Below are 21010 nucleotides of genomic sequence, written 5' to 3'. Positions count from 1 at the left end.
TGGCAGTTTCTGTGCTAAGGCACTTAAAGCATCGGCGCGGTACTCCTCATTCTGAATTTCTTTGGCAGCAGCGAGGGTTTCTGGTAACAACTCTGGTGGCAGTTTCTGTGCTAAGGCACTTAAAGCATCGGCGCGGTACTCCTCATTCTGAATTTCTTTGGCAGCAGCGAGGGTTTCTGGTAACAACTCTGACAGTTTGTCAGCTAAAGCACTTAAAGCATTGGCACGATAATACTCATCTTGAAGCTTCCTGGCAGCAGCGAGGGCTTTTGGCAATAACTCTGGTGGCAGTTTGTCTGCTAACGCACTCAAAGCATTGGCACGATAATACTCAAACTGAATCTTCCTGGCAGCAGCAAGGGCTTCTGGCAATAACTCTGGTGGCAGTTTGTCAGCTAACGCACTCAAAGCATTGGCGCGATACTTCTCATCCTGAATATCCCTGGCAGCAGCAAGGGCTTCTGGCAACAACTCTGGCAATTTGTTAGCTAACGCACTCAAAGCATTGGCACGATAATACTCAGACTGAATCTTTCTGGCAGCAGCAAGGGCTTCTGGCAACAACTCTGGCAATTTGTTAGCTAACGCACTCAAAGCATTGGCGCGATACTCCTCATCCTGAATCTTCCTGGCAGCAGCGAGGGCTTTGGGCAACAACTCTGGTAGCAGTTTCTGTGCTAAGGCACTCAAAACATTAGCACGATAATACTCTGACTGAATTTCTCCGGTAGCAGCGAGGGCTTCTGGCAACAACTCTGGTGGCAGTTTCTGTGCTAAGGCACTCAAAGCATTAGCACGATAATACTCTGACTGAATATCCCTGGTAGCAGCGAGGGCTTCTGGTAACAACTCTGGTGGCAATTTCTGTGCTAAGGCACTCAAAGCATTGGCGCGATCACTCTGCTTCTGAATATCCCTGGTAGCAGCGAGGGTTTCTGGTAACAACTCTGGCAGTTTCTGTGCTAAGGCACTCAAAGCATTGGCGCGGTACTCCTCATTCTGAATATCCCTGGCAGCAGTGAGGGCTTCTGGCAACAACTCTGGTGGCAATTTCTGTGCTAAGGCACTCAAAGCATTAGCACGCTCATACTCAGACTGAATATCCCTGGCAACAACGAGGGCTTCTAGTAACAACTCTGGCAGTTTCTGTGCTAAGGCACTCAAAGCATTGGCACGCTCATACTTATTCCAAATTGCCTTGGCAGCAGTTAGCGCTTTTTGCAGCGCTAAGTCTTGAAGATTGGATGGCAAATAGTTGACTAGTTCTGTCAGCGAACTCACTTTCTGTTCTGAATTAGGGTTTTGCAGAGCGTAAGTCAGTCCTTGTTCAGGAGTCCAGAAATTATTTTTAACCAACGCAACCAGCAGTTTTACTGGTAAATTACCTGCCAAACTATTCAGAGATGCACTAATCAAAGCATAGCGACACTGCAAACCTACAACTTGGGGCAAAATTGATTCAGTCCAATTCGCCTCTGCTAATTCCCAAGCACGAGAAATATCTGTAATGTAACCCCCAGCTTGTCCTAATTTTTCTCGCGCTTCAAACCAGCCATTGCTTCCTGTCTGCGACTCCTCCCGTAATAAGGAGTGAATTTCTTCTACTCGTTGAGCTTTTTCTAAATGCCAAACTAAATTTTGATGAATGTAACCATCATTAGGTAGGGTATGCCAAAGGTTTTTTTCAGTCTTTTGCTGATACCGTTCTAGCAATTGGCTATGAGCGTCGGGTAAATTCAAACCCATTCCTGTAGGCGAAGATTTAATTAATCTAGCACGAGCTACATCATGCAATAAATCATGTATCCTGTAGCCTTTCCACTCAACACCACCAACAAATACAGGTGAATCAGACTGAAGTAAGGCATCATTCCAAAGTAGCTCTAAACGCTCATCAGCTTCATCCTGGGATTCCATATCCCATAATGTAACTGCCATTGGTGCGGCTATTGTGACATCCTCTGGTAAAACTCCCAACCAAATAAAATTTTCCCAAGCTTGTTCGTTATAATCCCGCAAAGCATTAATGCTCAAATTAAAAGTTGCTTCTAAAAAGTTTTCTTGACGCGGGCCGTATAAGACTTTTAAGTTTGCAACCTCTTGTTTCAAATCCGCTTCCAGCTTCACCCATGTAATTTTCCGTTCTACTCTTGCTGCCACCAAATTCAGTGCGACGGGTAGATATCCCACAGCCTCGGCTACTCTCAAAGCCTGTTGTTTCTCTTCTCCTTCTATTTCTCGTCCTAAAGACTTAGAAAGTAATTCCAAAGATTCTGCTGGGGTCATCAAATTCAATTGTTGCAAATAAGCATCAACACTATTAGCCACATCAGCACGCCGAGAAGTGATTAATAATCGGGATTGGGAACTTGCTACCCGACGAAAGGGTTCAACTTTATCTGGTTCCCAAGCATCATCAACTACTAGTAAAACTGCCCGATCGTGTAGTAAACTTCGCAAATGGGCTGAAGTTGCCTCTATATTAATAGCACGAAATTTATAGTCTCCCAATGCTTGCACCCAGCTACTCAGCAGCGCCAGAATATCTGGTTCCTGTCCCAAGGTTGCCCAAAGCACACCACCAGAGAAACGTTTTTTGATATCTTCATCATGGGCAAGGGCAGCAGCTAAAGTTGTCTTACCAATGCCACCTAAACCGTGAATTGCACTGATGATCAAAGCACCAACATTAGATGTATTTTCCAGTAGATGAGCTTTGATTTCTTTAGTAACTTGTGGGCGATGGACAAAATGAACAGGTAAACTCCGTGCTTGAAAAGGTCTGTCAATTGAGCGAGGATAATTAATAGTCAGGCTACCTTCTACCCGACCTACATTAATGTTCTTGTCCCCCTTGCTGTCTTGAAAAACATTTTCATTACCTGAAATCGTTTGTTCAACCTGAGACTGAATAGGAGGTTTTAAACTCGTTATAGAAGCTTCATCATTTTCTGCGTTCCCTAAAACTGGTTGTTCAACCTGAGACTGAATATGCCTATCTAAACGGGTTTGAGCAACTTCATCTCTAAGTAATAAATGTCACCTACGTTTTAATCTCCGACGATTCCCTCTCAAAAAGCCAGCTAACTTAGACAAAAAAAGTATTATCTGCTTCCATAACCTTCTCAGGTTTCTTTTCTGCACAGTTTTAACTTCCTATTATTCTAGTTTTCTGACTAATTGATAGTTGCATCACCTCCCACTCTACCAATCGCCTTATTACCATCACCTGCAATGTTCTGCACTACGTTGTCATCGCCAGATATTGTTTGATTAAAAGTATTAACAACCTGAGAAATTGCTTCGGAATCTTCTTGCATTAAACGGGCAATCTCAGCATATAAATTTTTATCTTCATCCAGAAATTTCTTGAGTTGCTTCTGGAGTGTTTCTTTCGCATCTACATCATTAGGAGAATTAGCCAATTCTTCTGCTGCACCTTTTGCCATTGGCTTGGCCTCTACCTTTGGTTGCAGCTTAGTCCACAAAGCCTTGGCTTTTTCCCAGGCGTTAGCGCCAAACCCTTCACCCAGTTTCTTACCAGTTTCTTCGGCTGCTTTCTCTCCTACTTTCAATAAGTACGGCAAAAAAGGGGTCAAGAAAGTAGTTAAAGTTACTATATCCATTTGCTTACTCTAATTCTATCTTAACACCTGAATAATAAACGGTGAAACTCAGGGTAATCACTTAATGTAATAATTTTTTATGGCGATCGCTTTAAGTAGACGCATTTTCCACCAATATGCGTTCCCAGTCTTTGACTAGGAACGAGATCAGAAAATAAAAAAGGCTTTTAGCTTAAGTTGACACCAGTGATGGCTGTGCTACCCTACAAGGAGCTACAGCAGATTGCAAAGCAGTGAGGTAAAAATAATCGTAGGGGCATAACATGTTATACCCCTACCCATGTACTTCATTTACCTGAAATACCCTGTATATTCATCTGTGGTTAAAAATTTTTTTCTGGACTTACCCATGCGGAAACTAGGCAGATTTCTTATTTTCATCTGATGCTTGCCCTGCACTACCTTTTAAGCGAGTCAACCTGCTTTTGCGTACACGTATGCTGTCACGAACGCCACCTGCTATTTCATATTCGCTGCTGTCTGTGCCATACTTGAAACCAACTCCCTTCATCATCTTATCTGAAAGTTTACTCAACTTTTTTTCCATTTGATCGATTTTAGTTTTAGTAGAGTCAACCACAGCTAAAGTGTTGTTATAAGTATCAAGCATAGTGCGAAACTCCTCAATTGATTGAGTCAGATTTTCCAAATCGCAACTATTACCAAAATCCATGTTTGAATCAATTGCTTTGAATCCAGACGTTCTCAATTCAGCTTTTTCTAGAATCCGCGATGTCCGCTTTGTACGAGGCATAAATGTACTCCTTGAAGATATTTCTAGAACTAGCTTGCCTTAATTAAGCTGTATTATGTATCAGAAAAACTCGCAAATCATTATATTTTTTCTAATAATATTTGTAGGCAATTCCAGTGGTTTTGCTGAAGTCAAGAACTAGATGCTGATTTTTATAGAGATAATATATTTGAACTTTATACAAGCTTCAGTTTATTCACGATCACTTTCATGTTAATGACTAATATTGTAATATTAGTGACTAATATTGTAATGTTGGTGACTAATATTGTAATGTTTGATGACTAATGTCGTAATATTACTCACTAATGTTGTAATGTTGGTGACTAATGTCATAATGTTTTGGCAGTTGCTTGAGTAAGGTTGACAGTAATAGTCATCTGCCTTGGTAATTAACTCCTAATATCGTTTACGATAACACTCGATGGGTGGGCGATCGCTTCTAAAGAACCTTCTGGATGCTGAAATTTACTCTCTTGATGAAGAAATTCATTAGTGTATGAATAATCGGGGCGTATTCCTTCTCGCCACTGTACTTTTTCATCATGAGCGTTGTATAAATCCGAGTATAAGCAAACACGAATATTTCTTGAGTTAGAAAATTATCCTATTAGATTTAGGTTTATTCATCCGCTAGTTACACAGAATTCATTTCTGAATTCTGTTTTATTAAATCAAATCTATTTGCATTGCATTACCTTCAAAAAAACCGAGGCTGGAGTAAACTGGTTTACCCAATGGCGAGGCGTTAAGAACTACTCGCGTGCAGCCGAGTGCTTTTAAATATTCAATTGCTCTATTAGTTAAAGATTTAGCAATGCCTTGTCTGCGGTAAGATTGTTCAACATAAACGCCCCAAATATATCCAAATTTGCGATATTCATCTTTGAAAACATCCGGGTATAAACCTGCAAACAGTTGACAACTTACAGAACCCACAACTGTATTATCAATCTCTGTAACAAAAGCTTTATAAAACAAATCTCGACGCGCTTCCTCTATAAATTTGAGGGTAATATTCTGCCATTCCAGAAGTATATTACTCTCATCAACACCAATATCTAGCTACATTTGGTAAAAGTGTTCTGCAATCAGTAAATCTTCTTTGGTGGTGGCTTCTCTGATAATTATATGTTTTTCTGTCAGCATAATTCCCAACGAATTTTTGGAACTCACAAATAACTCCTCCCCAAAGTTGGAGAGGAGTTTGTTAGCATCAGCTAAAAACAGACAGTTTGACAGATCCGATTTCAGACTTTCTGTGCAGTTACTTCCTCTGGTTTTTCTTGAGTTTGCAAAGATGCATACAACCTATTCAATGCATTTACATAAGCTTGCGCAGATGCCACGATGATATCTGTGTTCGCTGCATGACCAGAAAAAACTTTAGATTCATAACGTAAACGAATTGTCACTTCGCCAATGGCATCAATACCGGCTGTTACTGACTGCACAGAAAACTCAATTAACTGATTGGGTACATTCACCACACGGTTAATAGCTTTGTAAACTGCATCCACTGGTCCAGTACCGATCGCAGCATCGGTTAATTCTTCACCTTCTGGGGTACGCAGGGTAACTGTAGCAGTAGGACGGGCGTTGCTACCACAGGAAACTTGCACCAACTCTACCCGGAACAAATCGGGTGCTTGTTGGATTTCATCATTAACGATCGCCTCCAAATCCCAATCAGAAATTTCTTTCTTTTTATCTGCCACTTCTTTGAATCTGACGAAGGCTTTATTTAATTCAGTATCTGATAGTTCAAAGCCCAATTCTTTCAACCGACTACGAAAAGCATTTCTACCGGAATGCTTGCCCAAAACTATTTGATTGTCTGTTAAGCCAATCAATTGGGCATCCATAATTTCGTAAGTTAACTTATTCTTTAATACACCATCTTGGTGAATTCCAGACTCATGGGCAAAGGCATTCGCTCCAACGATCGCTTTATTTGGTTGTACCAACATTCCCGTCAAATTGGAAACTAAGCGTGAGGTTTTATAAATTTGTCGGGTGTCGATATTTGTCAGGGATTCTTGAGAATTTTCTGGTCTACCGAGATAAGGATTAAAATATTGCCGCCGCACGTGCAACGCCATTACCAATTCTTCTAGTGATGCATTGCCGGCGCGTTCACCAATGCCATTAATCGTACATTCTAGTTGCCGTGCGCCATTTTTTACGGCTTCTAAAAAGTTAGCAACTGCCAAGCCTAAATCATTATGACCATGTACAGAAATAATCGCTTGGTCGATGTTGGGGACATTTTCGATAATCCCCTTAATTATGGCTCCAAATTCGCTAGGAGTTGTGTAACCCACAGTATCAGGAATATTAACTGTTGTTGCACCAGCTGCGATTGTTCGCTCTAAGACTTGGTACAGAAATTCTGGATCGGAACGAGCCGCATCCATCGGCGAAAATTCCACATCTGTCATGAAGGACTTGGCATAAGCTACCATTTCTTCGGCGATCGCTAACACTTCTGCCCGTGACTTTCGCAATTGATACTCTAAATGAATATCAGAAGTCGAAATGAATGTGTGAATTCTGGCATTAACTGCTGGTTTTAATGCTTCAGCAGCCGCTTCAATATCTGCTTTAATCGCTCTTGCCAAACTACAAACTACCGGACCATTTTCTGTTCCGACAATTTGAGCAATCTTCTTGACTGCTTCAAAATCTCCAGGACTAGCAAAGGCAAAGCCTGCTTCAATTACATCTACACCTAGACGCGCTAATTGCTTGGCAATAACTAACTTTTCGTCTATATTCAAAGTCGCACCTGGACACTGCTCTCCATCTCGCAATGTTGTATCAAAAATAATGATTCGATTTGTTTTGTTTGTCATTTGCCGTTTGTTGTTTAGTATTTAGTGTTTACTTATGGCTTAATATATCTTCAACCCTAGTTTTTCTTTTACTCTTATTTTTGTAAATAATTGTTAAAGCTACTAACCTTCAGTTTTCTCTATTTGATCTCTGATATCATTTAAATCTATATATCTATCAGTAGCATTGCGTAGTTCTCTAGCAATCATTCCTTCTGTTGATACTACCGTAATATGTGTATTTTTTGAGCGTAATAGTTCGATTGCTCTTTCAAAATCTCCATCACCACTGAATAATACTACTCGGTCATACTGGTCTACTGTATTAAACATATCAACAACAATTTCAATATCTAAATTCGCTTTTTGCGAGTAACGACCTGACGTGTCATCATAATATTCTTTGAGAATTTTAGTTCGTACTGTATATCCTAAACTAATTAGAGCATCTCTGAAACCTCGCTGGTCTTGTGGATCTTTTAAGCCAGTGTACCAGAAGGCATTAATTAATGTTGTTTCTGATTGCTCATGTTTGAAGTATTCTAAGACTCGCCGCGGGTCAAAAAACCAGCCATTTTTTTGTTGAGCATAGAACATATTGTTTCCATCTACAAAAATAGACAGACGATTCATTGGAGAACCCATACAAATTTACACCTAATAATATATATGAATTTAGATGGAACAATAGATTATAGCAATTTTCAAATGCCTTGTTTGCTAATATCTATAACGTAGTTCTTTCTCTATAGCTTTTATCCTACCTCTTTCAAGACATAAAAACGCCTGCAATATTGAAGTTAAGATCCTGGGTGTTAACCTGATTCACCTCCAGCACTGCAAGAGCCTCCTGGCGATCAAAATCTACCCATAAAATTGACCCAGTAATAGCATTCATCGCTGCATAACACTAAAGTTTACTCCTAAAGAGGTATAACATAGGCTTAAGGTAAGATATAAATTAATGCCCATCTTTCAGTAAAGCTGTCAGTCTTAGGACATGCTTTCTGGAGATTACCAACATTGCACCAGAGACAGAAGACAGCCTTGGAACTGCTTCTGGTATAGCACCCAGTTAGTAACGTACTTATTGGTTAAGTGAGGGTAAAATCTGGCCACAACCAAATGCACCGATAGAGTATATCTGGCTCCGATCTATGAGACAATCACTACTTGTAACTCATTCAACAGAAAAAGAATAAATTAAGTAGTGATTGAGTAAGAATTTCTTGGGGGCTGGCTCTGCCAATAAAAGTTTGTTGATAAATAGAAGATACTTTACAAATGTATAAGATTATCATTTAAGTCTTATTTCAATGTGCTTACACTAAAACGTGGTCTGAATAAATAAAAGTATTGGACTTAAATCAATCAGTAACACGATATGGCAGAAGAACCTACATCTACCTTAACTAAAAACTATGTCTCTACTGCCAAAGGACTGTCAAGTAAACCAACAAAAGTGACTTCGACAGCATCTGTTCGCCACTCCCGGTGGATGGTTCGCTTAGGTCATCTACTGGCAGGTACTTGGGCAATTGGGGGCGCACTATTGAGTGCTTCTGGTGGGGAATTGGTTCAATTGATGGAAAATCAGGTGCTTTCTGGCTTTTTTCAACTGCGTGGGTCGATCGCGCCTCCAGAAGACATTGTAATTTTAGCAATAGACGATCAGTCAATATCCGTTCCCGAACAGTACTATAAAACAGATCCGAAACAGTATGCCTACTTAGAAACACTGAAATCTTATCCTTATAAACGCGCTGCATACTCCCAGGTAATCACAAAATTAATCAAAGCAGGTGCCCGCTCTGTAGCATTAGATGTAGTTTTTGACACAGCAAGTAGTTATGGAGCTAGGGACGATCGCCAATTTCAGGCAGTATTGCAAAAATATGGCAAAAAAGTTGCTTTAGCAGCCGTCTACGAAAATTCCCAGACGCACCAAGGCTCTTTTACACAACTGACAGACCCACAACAAATGTTTCGTACGGGATCAGTATCCATTGGCTCAGTTAATTTTCCTTTAGAAGTAGATGGAAAAATTCATCGATTAGCGAGTGAGTATCCCAAATTATTAGGTGAAGATAATTTATTTACCAAAAAGCAACTCTCTTTTGATGAAGCAGCGCTGAGGGCAGCACAAGTAAATTATCCTCAACCAAAAGGCGATCGCATTTATTTTTGGGGGCCTGCGGGTACATTTGAGCAAAAACCTTTTTGGCACGTACTCGACCCGGAAAACTGGAACAGCTATTTGCAACAGGGAAAGGTGTTCAAAGACAAGATTGTGCTGATTGGTGCAACAGATCAGTTACATAATGATTATTATCCAGTCGCTGGTAGTAATAGCACTGAACCGATGTCGGGCGTGGAAATTCACGCTAATGCGATCGCAACTTTGATGTCAGGGAAAGCGATCGCCCCAGCAATTAATAGTCCACCATTGCAGGGTTTGTTTGTGCTAATGCTAGTGGGCAGTTCAGCCTTGATGATTAGCAGACGCAAGCGTAGTATCCATAGATTTTTCTATAGTCTCGCCCTGTCTGGCGCTTGGGGAGGAATTAGCTATGGGTTATTTGTTTATGGTCAGTTAATTTTTCCCACTAGTGTACCAATGATCGCGATCGCCATCACCGGAATTTGCTATTTGGCAACTTCAGTCATCAGGGAAAGCATCAGAAAACGCCAATTAGTAGACATTTTTCAAAAGTATAAAACTTCCCCCGTCGTCCAAGAGATTATCAGCCAACAAGATGACTTCCAACACCTAATCCAGCAACTAGATTTAGCCTTATCAGGGAAAGTTTTGGCTAGACGATACAAAATTGTCAAAGTTCTCGGTTGTGGTGGATTTAGTGAAACCTACATTGCCGAAGATACCCAACGTCCTGGAAATCCGCGATGTGTTGTCAAACAACTAAAACCAGCCAACACCAAACCAGAAGGATTGCAACTTGCCAGACGTTTATTTAACTCAGAAGCACAAACACTAGAAAAATTGGGAAGGCACCCTCAAATTCCTCAACTTTTGGCCTATTTTGAAGAAGACGAAGAATTTTATTTAGTGCAAGAACAGATAATTGGTCATCCTTTAAATCAAGAACTTTTAGCAGGTAGAGCAATTGAAGAAATTGCCGTGCTCAAAATTATCAGAGACTTATTGCAAACATTAACATTTGTCCATGAAAACCACGTGATTCATCGGGATATTAAACCCAGTAATATTATCCGGCGATACTCAGACGGAAAACTGGTGTTGATTGACTTTGGAGCCGTCAAGGAAGTCGGCATCAAACAACTTGATCCTCCAGAGTCAACCCCTTTCACCATTGGTATTGGTACTCAGGGTTACGCACCAAGCGAACAATGTTTTGGGCGTCCACATTACAGTAGTGATATCTATGCAGTTGGCATGGTTGGGATTAAAGCCTTAACTGGTATAGCACCCCGTGAGCTAGATAGAGATGCTAATGGGGAGATCAAATGGAGCGATGCCTACGGCGGTAAACTACGCACTCAGGTGAGTCACTCCCTAGCTCAGATTCTCAGTAAAATGGTGCTGAATGACTTCAAAGAGCGATATCAGTCGGCATCAGAGGCTCTTAAGGATCTTGAAGCTCTTGAAACTTTTGACGATTTAGTAAATTCCCAACACAGATACCATATCCCACAAGAAGACTTATTAATGAATACTTTAGACGATTTAAGCATTCCCACACAATCTTACTCAGAAGGACAAGAAACTTCCAAATAAAAAAGTATTCAATCGCTGTGGAAGCTGTTCTTGAGTAGGAGAAGCAAAATCTGATAGTTGTATTAAATACAATAATTTAGATTATTGAAGTAGAACGTTGTGGAAAAACAAAACTATGTTAAGAAAAATTAAATAGACTTAAACCCTCTTCTATCCTGCCTCCTGCCTCATCCCAACGATAAATATTCACACTAAACTACTTAATTCTTGGATTCACTAAAGTATAATTTAGCACAAAAATTAAAGGTGAGAAGAAGGATTTCCCCCTTCTCTGTTTGTGGCTTTTTCACTCAGCCCTGCACATGATTTTAATTCAACGACAGAAATTCTTCTCCTGTTGTGGGATGAATGGCTATGGTTTGATCAAAATCTTCCTTAGTAATGCCTTTGCGAATTGCCACACCGAGGCTTTGAATGATATCTGCTGCGTGTTCACCCACCATGTGAGCGCCCAAAACTTGTCCAGAATCAGTATTAAGCACCAACTTTATAGTGGTTGGCTTATCCTGTTCGATCATCTGATACAACAGTGGTTGGAATTGGGTGCGGTAGCATTCTACAGATTCACCAAATTTTTCCCGTGCTTTCGCCTCCGTCATCCCCACACTAGCCGCTTCTGGACGACAAAAAACAGCAGTAGGCACATAATCATAATTTAGTTTTTGCGGCTTGTTCCCAAAAACTGTATCGGCAAAGGCAATACCTTCTGCCTTAGCCACTGGAGTCAATTGCACGCGGCTGGTGCAGTCACCCACAGCAAAAATATTGTTTTGGCTGGTGCGGCTGTATTCATCTACTTTGATGGCACCATCTTCGCCTAGTTCAACATGGGCATTTTCCAAACTAAGATTCTTGGTATTTGGAGCGTAACCTGTGGCAACTAAGATAGTATCTGCTATAATTATTTCTCGCTTCTTACCAGTAATAGTTAGCAACAAACTCTCATCTGAGTATTTGATTTCTTGAACAGTGCTGTTGGTGAAAAACTTAATTCCGCGTTTAATTAACCCCTGTTGTACAGCAGAGCGAACGTCATCATCAAACCCCGATAAAATCATCTCATCTTTTTCAATTACCGTCACCTTACAACCAAAAGCGTGCATCATGCTGGAAAATTCTACGCCAATGTAGCCGCCGCCAATAATTGCTAAACGTTTTGGCAGATAGGGTAGCTGAAACATCTCGCGGGATGTGATAGCGTATTCTATACCTGGGATTTTGGGCTTAAGGGGTTGCCCTCCCACAGCAATTAAAATTTTGTCAGCTGTAACTTTGCGTCCATCAACATTGATAGTATGGGCATCGATGAAAGTGGCACGTTGAGATATTAACTCAATTCCAGCTTTTTGCAATTGCTGAAAATAGGATTGGTTAACGCTGTCAATATGCTGATGTACTGATTTAATAAATAATGTCCAGTCAAAGTATGTTTGACAGTCACTCCACCCATAACTGTGTGCTATTTGATTTTGCAGGGCGAAGTCAGCAGCGTAGACAATCAGCTTTTTTGGAACGCAGCCGCGATTTACACAGGTTCCACCAATGGCTTCTTCTTCGGCAACAGCGACACGTACACCATAACTAGCTGCTTTTTTAGCTGCTGCCAATCCTCCAGGCCCAGCACCAATGACAAACAGGTCGTAATCAAATGTCATAAAAATCTGTTCCTTGTTTACTGTTTGGAAAGCAGAGCTATTTCATCCCTTATAGTTATTCAGACAAAACTTCATCTACTGTCTTTGGGTGGACAATTTGGGATGAAACCAGGCTGATATGTAGGATATTGCCGCATTAATAGTATTAAATTGAAAAGGAACAGCGATCGCTCGATTATTGCTAATTTATATTACATTATGTTGCCAAAGAAGCATTTTGTCTATTCTACAAGGGGTAGATGTTTGCGAGCGCACTTCTTTCTGGCTATCACTAGCAGTTTTGTCTTTTATGACACTAGGTAAGGGCGGGTAAGATACCCACCCCACAAGAGAAGCAGCTTAAAATTTTGCTAGTAAGTCATCGATCGCAACTCTTGCTGTTACGGATTTTATACCTCCTGCTTGTTGTAAAGATTCAAGTAGATACTGTGCTTCCTCAATTTTTTTCACAGCCTCCATAGCGAGTGGCTGGCGGCTTTGTTTAATATCTTTGAGGATAAGTGAGATTCGCTTATCAACAGATAAGCAGAGTTGTACGGGTGCTAATAGCTGTTTATTCATAATTTGGTGTGTTTGAATCACTACATCTATAGCTTTGCAGACCCTTGTTAAAAAGCTACCAAACAAGCGTTAGGTACTTGGTTAGGATAGTGTTAGGAATTTGATAAATATTTCTAAGAATGGCATCTATCCAAAATTCTCCTGAAGAAAAATTTACAGAAGCTGCTCACAACTGGGATTTAGAAAGGTTGTACAAAGACCTTGAATTATCTAAGCGACAAGTAGCGCCTCACAAAAGAAAGGGACTTACAGAAATCGAAAAGCTGCATTTGAGAGGCTTGCTTTGCGCTAATAGTCCAGATGAAATAGCTAAAAAGCTTTGCAAAAACTCTAGAGGTCTTAATGCTGATCTTTGTGAAACTATTTACCGATATGTTGAAACACTTACCAATAGACTTACTAACACGTTAGAGAACTGGAGAGATATCTATAAGTGGCTGGAAGAAGCTGGATATAAGGCTAGATCATCTAGCTCAGTTCTATCGCACACAGCCGCAAACCATAAGCCTCAAGAGTCAGTCTCTGAAATACCAGTATCCAACAATTGTGATTTTGTGGGGCGTGAGGAAGCGATCGCACACCTCAACAACCTTGTTAACGAAGGTGCAAAAGTTATCCTAATTCACGCAGAGGGCGGTATAGGTAAAACAACCTTGGCTAAAAAATGGTTTGAGCTTCAAGGTTTAGAATATCTTGATCTGCGTGTAGGAACTACACCCCAAAACCTCAACTCATTAGAAGATTGGATTAGGGTGAAGCTCAGATATGATTTTAAAGAGAATCCAGAACAAGATTTTATGACTATGATGGAGCAATTTCAAAGTAGGCTCCAAGAGCAAAGAATGGGCGTGTTAATTCATCATCTTGAATTTGCTTTGATAAATGGTGAATTCATAGAATCACATAATAGTAACTATATAGCACTATTAACAGTACTAGCTCATCAAAGTGTGCAGTCAGTCACCCTGATTACTAGCTCTGAGTTACTGTATGAACCCGACTTAATCAAGCTTAAAAGTTTTCAAGATTATTGGCTACCAGAGTTGAAACATAAAGCTTGGAGGGATTATTTTGTTAGTCGCAACATTACTATAGATACTGATGCTCTTTACGAAATAAATCGAGCCTATGGCGGAAATGCCTTTGCTATGTATCTCTTGAGTCCTGAAATTTTAAATGAATCGCAAGGAAATTTAAAAGCTTACTGGCAGGATAATTGTGATGATCTATTGAGGCATCCAACTTTAGAAAATCTAGAAAAACTTGTTCAACGCCAGTTTAACAAACTTCAACAAGATAATCCTCAAGCTTATAAACTTTTATGCCACTTAGGATGTTACCGTTATCAATATATTCCTGTAATATCTGAAAAAGGAATTTTTTGCTTACTTTGGGATGAGCAAAATGAGCGAAATAAACTTCGATTTATCAGAGATTTAAAAAACAGAGCTTTAGTAAAGTTTAGCAGTGAAGGATACTATTTATATGAACTTATCCGCCAAGAAGCGATAGAAAGACTTAAATTAACAGATGATTGGAAACAATCTCATGCTAAAGCTGGAATATTTTTATCTACATTAATATCTAATAACTGCCAAACAATTATCCCAAAAATTACTTGCACCAAAGTGAATGATACTCAAGAACAAATGTATCTAAATATCGAAAATGCAGAAATAGCAGTAAAACAAGAACTTACTAAACAGTAAACTATTGCCTTAGAAGTTGTTTATCATTCTATGGAGTTTTATGGAGCAGGTTGTTTTGAGGAATTAAGACAAGAGCCAAATTTATTAGACAATGTTTTTTTTCATGCTATCAGAAATATGGTTTTGGAATATATTGATTGTTATAGTAATTTAGGCATAGTACTTTATGAATTTGCATTAACTACACACAGATTAGGAATAATTGACGAAAGAGAAGGAAAGTTTATAGAAAGTAATAAAGAATTTGAATACTGCCAAAGAAGTTTTAAAGTAAGCCAAGATTTTTTTCAAACAGCTTTAGTGATTGCAACAAGAGTTAAAGAAGATAAATTAATGATTAACGTACTTCTGTCTTTAGCTTGCTGTTATTATTTTAGGGGGATAAGTTTACATGAGCTAGGAATAGTTTTACATCAAATTATAAAAAATAATGAAAGTAAAGAAGCTTTTGAGGAAAGCCAAGTAAACTTGGAAAAAGCACTAAAAATATTTACTAACCTGTCATTTGAGCAACAAATGAAGGAAGTAAAACAAGCAATTTCTAGTCTAAAAATAAGTGAACAATCTTGCAGCACATTCATAGCAAGATTTTTGATTTAATTAGCAGGATTTTAACTCACAAGTTTTACAGATGCGATCGCACATCGAAGACACCCTACTCTTACCCATCGCTGAAATAGAAAAACGACCATTCAAAAATTAAATCGCTTTTTTCTTTGCGTGAGGTAAAAATCAAAAATAAAGGCGGGTGCGGGGATTGAACCCGCTAATCCCCACAATGGTGGAGACGTAACCGATAATCCTAAATTCTTCGGCCCCGAAAGGCAAGTTGCGAACAAGGATAACCCGCCATGAAGTATGAAGGATAAAGGATGAAAAACTTTATCCTTCAGTAATATCTACAATTCACCTGTAGCCAGCATCTGGATAATCCGAGGTGTACCTGGGTCGAACCCTGCCAAATCCCAAGATAGCGGATCTTCAGGATCTACCAAAGTAATTTGGTAAGGTGTCAAGGTGACATATACCGCTTTGACGTTGGGATTTACCTTTTTGCGGTACTCCTTCAGCGCTTGACTTGGATGCTTATACCCAGCCCAGCTTTCTGAGTCAGTCCAAAAGCAGACTACATCTGCTTTAAACTTATTCTTAATCATCCAGTCATAAGCTACAGACGCATCCGTTCCGCCGAAGTTCTGATTCCTAGCTTTCGCTACAGCAGAACTAAAACTATCTTTAGCAGTGATATCCAATTCCCGGAATTCCGTAGCAAAGCCGCGAATCATGTAGTTTTTCTCTGCTTTTGCTGTCACTAGTGCCATTGTAGTGGCAATTTCACAACAACTCAGTCCCATATCTGCAACCATGCTACCCATAGAACCAGAAACGTCTACGGCGTGCATAAACACTTTACCTGTGGGTTGCACAACATCAAAAGACAGTTCAACCGCCTTTTCTAATATGTCTACAATCCGAGGAACTGGGTTCCAAGTTTTCTTACTGCGTCCTAATCTGCCACCAGATTGATAAGTTTTGAGTGCTTTCAAAACATCAATTGGATGGATGCGACCTTTACGCAGATGTTCTTTGTTGTTAAGAACTGCTTCTACTTGCAGCAAGTTGGCACTTTCATCTGTTCGCAACACACCCAGTTCAGTTAAAGAACCCAAGTTACGCAACATTGCACCTATTGGCATTTCCTGAAATAGTAGCTGCCAAGCAAGCTGATCCATTTTGCCCACTGGTGCAGCCATTTCGTGAGTTAAGCGTCCTTGGGAAATAGCTTCATGAGTTTGAGTTGGATTCCGCTTCAGCCACTCATACCACCAAATCTGCGCTAACGCTTCTGAGGGGATATCTGCTGGCAATTCTTCCCAGCCTCTAACTACCCACTCAAATAGTTGACGGTGATTTTCTGTAGGCGGTTTGACATGGAACAACCGCAATGCATCCCGGTGGGAGAAGCCTTGACGCTGTTGATATTTCAACAGTTGATAAGCTAAACTCTTAACATCTTCTCTTGAAAGCCAAGTTTTACCAGCTTCCCGTACTACTTTGCCAAATCCTCGTAGAGATTTGGTGTAGTTCAGCCATTCGTAGAAGTGGCTACCAGTACGGACAACTTGCAGGAAAATTTCACCAAACGCCTGTTTTGCTTCTGGTGCTTCACCCATAGAGAGCAACACTAAAGCCAAGATAGGCGCACTGTTATTAATGGCGCGTCCATCGCTAGCATACAAAATTTCTTCTGCGACACGGCCAGGATTTTCGGCAATAGCTTGTCTGACAACTGTCACAAAATCTTCAGTTAATTCCTGTTTACAAGCGTAGTAAGTGCTTTTTGCTGTGCCAACTAATAAACAGCGACGCAGCATTTTCCAAATACCAGCATCAAACATCCAGCCACCGGAACGCCCCTGAACCATTTCTGCTTCTCGTCCGGGGATAGGTTGATTTTGGGGTGTAATTGTTTTCTTTTTAGTGAAAAAATTGTAATTCATCGTTTCATCTCCCGGCCCTTGCAGGCAAAAATGAAAGGTGGCAAAGCAGGAATTGAACCTGCGACATCCGGCTTAAGAGGCGATAACCCTAATTCATCGGCCTTCTCAGGCAAGGTGTGAACAAGGATGTTTTTCGGTGCTCTACCAACTGAGCTATCTGCCACATGAAAATTTTGGATTTTGGATTAAATTTAAAATCCAAAATTATTTGGTGTAGCGGAGCGGGATTTGAACCCGCGACCTCTCGAACCCGATTCGATAACCCTCGATTCGTCGGCCTTTGCAGGCAAGGGGTGAACAAGGATGTTTAGCGCTCTACCACTGAGCTACCCGCCACATAAAAATTCAAAATTAAAATTTCAGGACTAGATTTGGTGTAGTGGAGCGGGAATTGAACCCGCGACCTCCCGCTTGGCAGGCGATAACCCTCAATTCGTCGGCCTTTTCAGGCAAGGTGTGAATAAGGATATTTAGGCGCTCTATCCACTGAGCTACCCACCACATATAAATTTGCTGTAACGAAGTAGGATTTTTACCTACACCTCCAGAAGTTAAATCGGGGGTGTTTTAGTTATATGCGATAACCCTCGATATGTCGGCCCTTCAGGGCAAGGTGGGCGCTCTGCCATTTGAGCTATTCGCTACTGCTGAAAGTTAACTTCCTAGTGAAAGTTGACTTGTATTATTACTGTAGTATATGTATTATTGATTGTCAAGGGTCTGGCAAACCAATTTAGAATTATTGCTTTGGAAAGAAAAGTCTGAAAAGTACAAGCAAGCGATTGCTTAGAATTTCGGGAGCAGATTATCCGAGATGTATGGCGATCGCTCTCATCACAATCCCCTTCTTTTCTCTGGTAAAAAGCTTTTGCGCGATCGCAGACCAATATTAGATAAGCAGAAGGTTGAAAAACCTATAACACTTACTGAGTAAGATTTTGCCGACAAATTTGCCGTGACTTTGCCAAAAGATACAAAAAAGTGTCTCAATTTTTGCCAATATAATAATATTATTTCCCAAAATTCACTTGGCAAAAATCGGCATGAGTGAGAAACCCATAGAAGGTGACGGTAAGGCTTTTCTCGTTCTACTTTTGCCCATCTCGTTTTTGATTATTTTCCTAGTTGCCACTTGGAGAATTTTACTGGCGGTAATTGTGCTGGTAATTGGTTTCAAGCTTTGGCAGGAATATCAATGGCAACAGTGGACTGTACGAGTTAACCCAATTTTTCATCAATTGGTTCGTGAAAATCAGGGCAGACTGACGCCAATGGACTTGGCAATCAGGGGCAATTTTCCTGGAACAACGGCAAAACGCTACTTGGATGCTAAAGCCTCGGAATTTGGTGCCAGTATAGTCAACTCTGAAGAGGCAGGGCAGTCTTATTACTTTATAACTGCCAGCATTCTCGGCAATATTCTTGATAGTAGTGAGCCAGTTAAAAAATTTCCGGCTCAACCAGTTACTAAAACAGCGCGTTCGTCGCAGACGTTGGCGCAGCCATTGCTATTAGCACCACCAACCCCACAGGAGGAAGAACCAGAAACCGAATCACTCCCACAGCAAACACATGAGGAAGCTAAACTATCCCTGGAAAAACAATTAGTTTTTGGCTCTCTGATTCAATCTGAACTTGCTAAACGGCTCAATGTCTATTCCAGCACAGTTTATAAACGGCGAAACGATCCAGAGTTTCCTGAGTGGAGTCGCAGCAAAGACCCTGATGGTATTGCATGGTCATACTCGGAAAAAGTTAAAGAGTTTTTCCCACTGGAAGAAGAAGGTTGAAAAAGACAGGAGGCAGGAGGGGAAAATCATCGCTTTATTTGACCTAGAATGATTTGGTAGTTCTGAACGAGAGTTCAGTGTTGTTATCTTAAATCCTTGCTCCCTCTGGTCGCAGCAGTTATAAAGTACGGGCAGTCTTATACCAATTCGCAATTCGCAATGACGCTCTCTTCGAGACGCTAAAAGCGAACGCGGACTCGCTAACGCAATTCGTAATTGAGAAATTTAGATGCAGCAAGGCAATCTTTGCTTACATCTGTTGCCTTATTTTAGAGAATTGGTATTACTCCTGCCTCTTGCTCTCTGCCTCCTGCCTTCGTTGATTTTTGAATTCTAAACCCACAGCTTCGTTGATGGAATTTAATCCGCTTTGTTCTAGCTGGGAAAGTAAACCTGCTAGAATTCGGCGTACCATCATTGGGCCTTCGTAAATCCAGCCTGTATAAACCTGAATCAAGCTAGCACCAGCAGTAATTTTTTCCCACGCATCTTCAGGAGAAAAGATGCCACCCACGCCAATAATCGGGATTTGTCCTTGAGTTTGCTGCCAAATAAAACGAATTACCTCAGTGGAGCGATCGCGCAATGGTTCACCACTAATTCCGCCGGCTTCTTCCTGGGGTGATTTGCCAGTTTGGTCAATTACCTGGGTTTTCAGTCCATCACGGCGGATAGTGGTGTTAGTGGCAATAATTCCCGCGAGTTGGTAGGTTTTAGCTAAAGAAATAATGTCAGCGATCGCTTCCCATGATAAATCTGGTGCTATCTTGACAAAAAGTTGTTTTTGTGCATTATTTTCTTGTTGTAATAAATTCAAGATGGCACTGAGCATAGAAGCATCTTGGAGCGATCGTAATCCTGGTGTATTGGGAGAAGATACATTAACAACAAAATAGTCTCCCAAATTCTTGAGTAAACGAAAACTATCGAGATAATCCTTTGCGGCTGCTTCTAGGGGAGTTACCTTAGATTTACCCAAATTTATCCCTATGGGTATTGATCGGGTTAACTCATGCTTTTCTTGTTCCAAACGTGCCGCCATTACTGCTGCACCACTGTTATTAAAGCCCATCCGATTGAGAGCAGCTTTGTCCAATGGCAAGCGAAACAAACGGGGAGGCGGATTTCCTGGTTGTGCATGAAAAGTTACAGTTCCAAGTTCCGCAAACCCAAAACCCAGGTTAGACCAAATGCCAGCAGCTACTCCATCCTTGTCGAAGCCAGCTGCTAATCCTACGGGATTTGGAAAGTTTAGCCCAAACAAATTTTGTTCTAGGCGTGAATCGTACAGACATAAAGACTGCTTTAGGCGTTGGTTGATCCAACTAGCAGGAGGGCAAACACCTGTTTGCAATAGCCAACTAAAACTGCGAATCGTCTGCTGATGTAACCACTCTGAATCAGTTTTTACCAGATTGAACAAAAGCGGACGAATAGCAAGTTGATAAATATCCATTTCAATCCTTAACACTACGCTAATTCGGTAGACTGACGCGCTTTCTCTTTAGTTCGTCGGAGTTCGTCTTTAGATTGCTGTGCTTCCTCTTTAGCTTGTCGGAGTTCTTCTTTAGCTACCCGCACTTGTTCAGCATTCTGCCGCATTTCTTCGGCAGAATTTCTCATTTCTTCAGCAAGCTGCCGGGTTTCTTCGGCAGAATTTCTCATTTCTTCAGTAAGCTGTTGCTGCTCTTCTTGCAAGAGCCTGGTATCTTCAGCAGACTCTCGCTTTTCCTCTGAGATTTGTCTCTGCTCCTCTTGAGCATCAGAAGGAGTTTCACCCATTTCCTTAGCATGTCCATAATCTAACTTTAACGAACCTGTTA

General features: G+C 40.7%; 16 protein-coding genes and 3 tRNA genes. 4 read left to right on the top strand and 15 right to left on the bottom strand.

Annotated elements, in window-relative coordinates; translation table 11 throughout:
• The 7 genes from V7K89_RS10865 to V7K89_RS10835 form a co-directional block, all read right to left on the bottom strand.
• On the bottom strand, window positions 1-2721 hold a 2721-nt coding region (locus V7K89_RS10865), incomplete at its 3' end, for an NB-ARC domain-containing protein (protein WP_335186977.1).
• Between the two features lie 455 nt (window positions 2722-3176).
• Window positions 3177-3626, bottom strand: a complete 450-nt coding sequence (locus V7K89_RS10860; RefSeq protein WP_335186975.1) for a hypothetical protein — start codon at window positions 3624-3626, stop codon at window positions 3177-3179.
• A 358-nt stretch (window positions 3627-3984) separates the two neighbouring features.
• Window positions 3985-4380 (bottom strand): hypothetical protein, encoded by a 396-nt coding sequence (locus tag V7K89_RS10855; RefSeq protein WP_335186973.1) that lies wholly within the window; start codon window positions 4378-4380, stop codon window positions 3985-3987.
• A 669-nt stretch (window positions 4381-5049) separates the two neighbouring features.
• Window positions 5050-5361: a GNAT family N-acetyltransferase gene (locus tag V7K89_RS10850; protein WP_335186971.1), complete on the bottom strand. Its 312-nt coding sequence runs from the start codon at window positions 5359-5361 to the stop codon at window positions 5050-5052.
• 269 nt (window positions 5362-5630) lie between these two features.
• Window positions 5631-7235 carry a 2-isopropylmalate synthase gene (locus tag V7K89_RS10845; RefSeq protein WP_335186969.1) on the bottom strand — a complete coding sequence of 535 codons (1605 nt, stop codon included), beginning with the start codon at window positions 7233-7235 and terminating at the stop codon, window positions 5631-5633.
• 102 nt (window positions 7236-7337) lie between these two features.
• Window positions 7338-7859, bottom strand: a complete 522-nt coding sequence (locus tag V7K89_RS10840; protein ID WP_041565194.1) for a LabA-like NYN domain-containing protein — start codon at window positions 7857-7859, stop codon at window positions 7338-7340.
• Between the two features lie 124 nt (window positions 7860-7983).
• Window positions 7984-8112, bottom strand: coding sequence for a hypothetical protein (locus V7K89_RS10835; RefSeq protein WP_335186968.1), 129 nt, complete (start codon window positions 8110-8112; stop codon window positions 7984-7986).
• Window positions 8113-8598: 486 nt separating this feature from the next.
• Here V7K89_RS10835 and V7K89_RS10830 point away from each other — a divergent pair, with 486 nt between their 5' ends.
• Complete coding sequence (locus tag V7K89_RS10830) at window positions 8599-10971, top strand: CHASE2 domain-containing serine/threonine-protein kinase (protein ID WP_335186966.1); 2373 nt, start codon at window positions 8599-8601, stop codon at window positions 10969-10971.
• 308 nt (window positions 10972-11279) lie between these two features.
• Here the strand turns inward: V7K89_RS10830 and gorA are convergent, their stop codons facing one another.
• Complete coding sequence (gene gorA / locus V7K89_RS10825; protein WP_335186964.1) at window positions 11280-12626, bottom strand: glutathione-disulfide reductase; 1347 nt, start codon at window positions 12624-12626, stop codon at window positions 11280-11282.
• Between the two features lie 339 nt (window positions 12627-12965).
• A complete protein-coding gene (locus tag V7K89_RS10820; RefSeq protein ID WP_335186962.1) occupies window positions 12966-13187 on the bottom strand; it encodes a hypothetical protein in 222 nt (73 codons plus the stop codon).
• Window positions 13188-13306: 119 nt separating this feature from the next.
• Between V7K89_RS10820 and V7K89_RS10815 the strand changes: the two genes are divergently transcribed.
• Complete coding sequence (locus V7K89_RS10815; RefSeq protein WP_335186960.1) at window positions 13307-14896, top strand: ATP-binding protein; 1590 nt, start codon at window positions 13307-13309, stop codon at window positions 14894-14896.
• A 30-nt stretch (window positions 14897-14926) separates the two neighbouring features.
• Entirely contained in the window at window positions 14927-15496 is a 570-nt protein-coding gene (locus V7K89_RS10810) for a hypothetical protein (protein ID WP_335186958.1), read from the top strand.
• 299 nt (window positions 15497-15795) lie between these two features.
• Here V7K89_RS10810 and V7K89_RS10805 read toward each other — a convergent pair whose 3' ends face one another.
• The 4 genes from V7K89_RS10805 to V7K89_RS10790 all read right to left on the bottom strand — a co-directional run bounded on the left by V7K89_RS10805 (window position 15796) and on the right by V7K89_RS10790 (window position 17899).
• Window positions 15796-17397, bottom strand: coding sequence for a TROVE domain-containing protein (locus V7K89_RS10805; RefSeq protein WP_335186956.1), 1602 nt, complete (start codon window positions 17395-17397; stop codon window positions 15796-15798).
• Window positions 17398-17434: 37 nt separating this feature from the next.
• Window positions 17435-17560: transfer RNA gene (locus V7K89_RS10800), tRNA-OTHER, on the bottom strand.
• Window positions 17561-17606: 46 nt separating this feature from the next.
• Window positions 17607-17734 (bottom strand) — tRNA-OTHER (locus tag V7K89_RS10795).
• Window positions 17735-17769: 35 nt separating this feature from the next.
• Window positions 17770-17899 (bottom strand) — tRNA-OTHER (locus V7K89_RS10790).
• Between the two features lie 541 nt (window positions 17900-18440).
• Here V7K89_RS10790 and V7K89_RS10785 point away from each other — a divergent pair.
• Window positions 18441-19187, top strand: coding sequence for a hypothetical protein (locus V7K89_RS10785; RefSeq protein ID WP_335186954.1), 747 nt, complete (start codon window positions 18441-18443; stop codon window positions 19185-19187).
• A gap of 283 nt (window positions 19188-19470) precedes the next feature.
• Here V7K89_RS10785 and V7K89_RS10780 read toward each other — a convergent pair whose 3' ends face one another.
• Window positions 19471-20643, bottom strand: a complete 1173-nt coding sequence (locus V7K89_RS10780) for a quinone-dependent dihydroorotate dehydrogenase (protein ID WP_335186952.1) — start codon at window positions 20641-20643, stop codon at window positions 19471-19473.
• A 14-nt stretch (window positions 20644-20657) separates the two neighbouring features.
• Entirely contained in the window at window positions 20658-20969 is a 312-nt protein-coding gene (locus V7K89_RS10775; RefSeq protein WP_335186950.1) for a hypothetical protein, read from the bottom strand.
• Window positions 20970-21010: the final 41 nt, after the last annotated feature.

The sequence above is a fragment of the Nostoc sp. genome (assembly GCF_036917515.1).
Lineage (GTDB): Bacteria > Cyanobacteriota > Cyanobacteriia > Cyanobacteriales > Nostocaceae > Nostoc.
The sequence above is the reverse complement of the archived record's forward strand: the minus strand, read 5'-3'. Positions and strand labels throughout refer to the sequence as shown.

Coding starts and splice junctions, on each gene's coding strand:
- V7K89_RS10860 (WP_335186975.1), bottom strand. CDS start 3,626: ATGGATATAGTAACTTTAACTACTTTCTTGACCCCTTTTTTGCCGTAC.
- V7K89_RS10855 (WP_335186973.1), bottom strand. CDS start 4,380: ATGCCTCGTACAAAGCGGACATCGCGGATTCTAGAAAAAGCTGAATTG.
- V7K89_RS10845 (WP_335186969.1), bottom strand. CDS start 7,235: ATGACAAACAAAACAAATCGAATCATTATTTTTGATACAACATTGCGA.
- V7K89_RS10840 (WP_041565194.1), bottom strand. CDS start 7,859: ATGGGTTCTCCAATGAATCGTCTGTCTATTTTTGTAGATGGAAACAAT.
- V7K89_RS10835 (WP_335186968.1), bottom strand. CDS start 8,112: ATGAATGCTATTACTGGGTCAATTTTATGGGTAGATTTTGATCGCCAG.
- V7K89_RS10830 (WP_335186966.1), top strand. CDS start 8,599: ATGGCAGAAGAACCTACATCTACCTTAACTAAAAACTATGTCTCTACT.
- gorA (WP_335186964.1), bottom strand. CDS start 12,626: ATGACATTTGATTACGACCTGTTTGTCATTGGTGCTGGGCCTGGAGGA.
- V7K89_RS10820 (WP_335186962.1), bottom strand. CDS start 13,187: ATGAATAAACAGCTATTAGCACCCGTACAACTCTGCTTATCTGTTGAT.
- V7K89_RS10815 (WP_335186960.1), top strand. CDS start 13,307: ATGGCATCTATCCAAAATTCTCCTGAAGAAAAATTTACAGAAGCTGCT.
- V7K89_RS10810 (WP_335186958.1), top strand. CDS start 14,927: ATGGAGTTTTATGGAGCAGGTTGTTTTGAGGAATTAAGACAAGAGCCA.
- V7K89_RS10805 (WP_335186956.1), bottom strand. CDS start 17,397: ATGAATTACAATTTTTTCACTAAAAAGAAAACAATTACACCCCAAAAT.
- V7K89_RS10785 (WP_335186954.1), top strand. CDS start 18,441: ATGAGTGAGAAACCCATAGAAGGTGACGGTAAGGCTTTTCTCGTTCTA.
- V7K89_RS10780 (WP_335186952.1), bottom strand. CDS start 20,643: ATGGATATTTATCAACTTGCTATTCGTCCGCTTTTGTTCAATCTGGTA.
- V7K89_RS10775 (WP_335186950.1), bottom strand. CDS start 20,969: ATGGGTGAAACTCCTTCTGATGCTCAAGAGGAGCAGAGACAAATCTCA.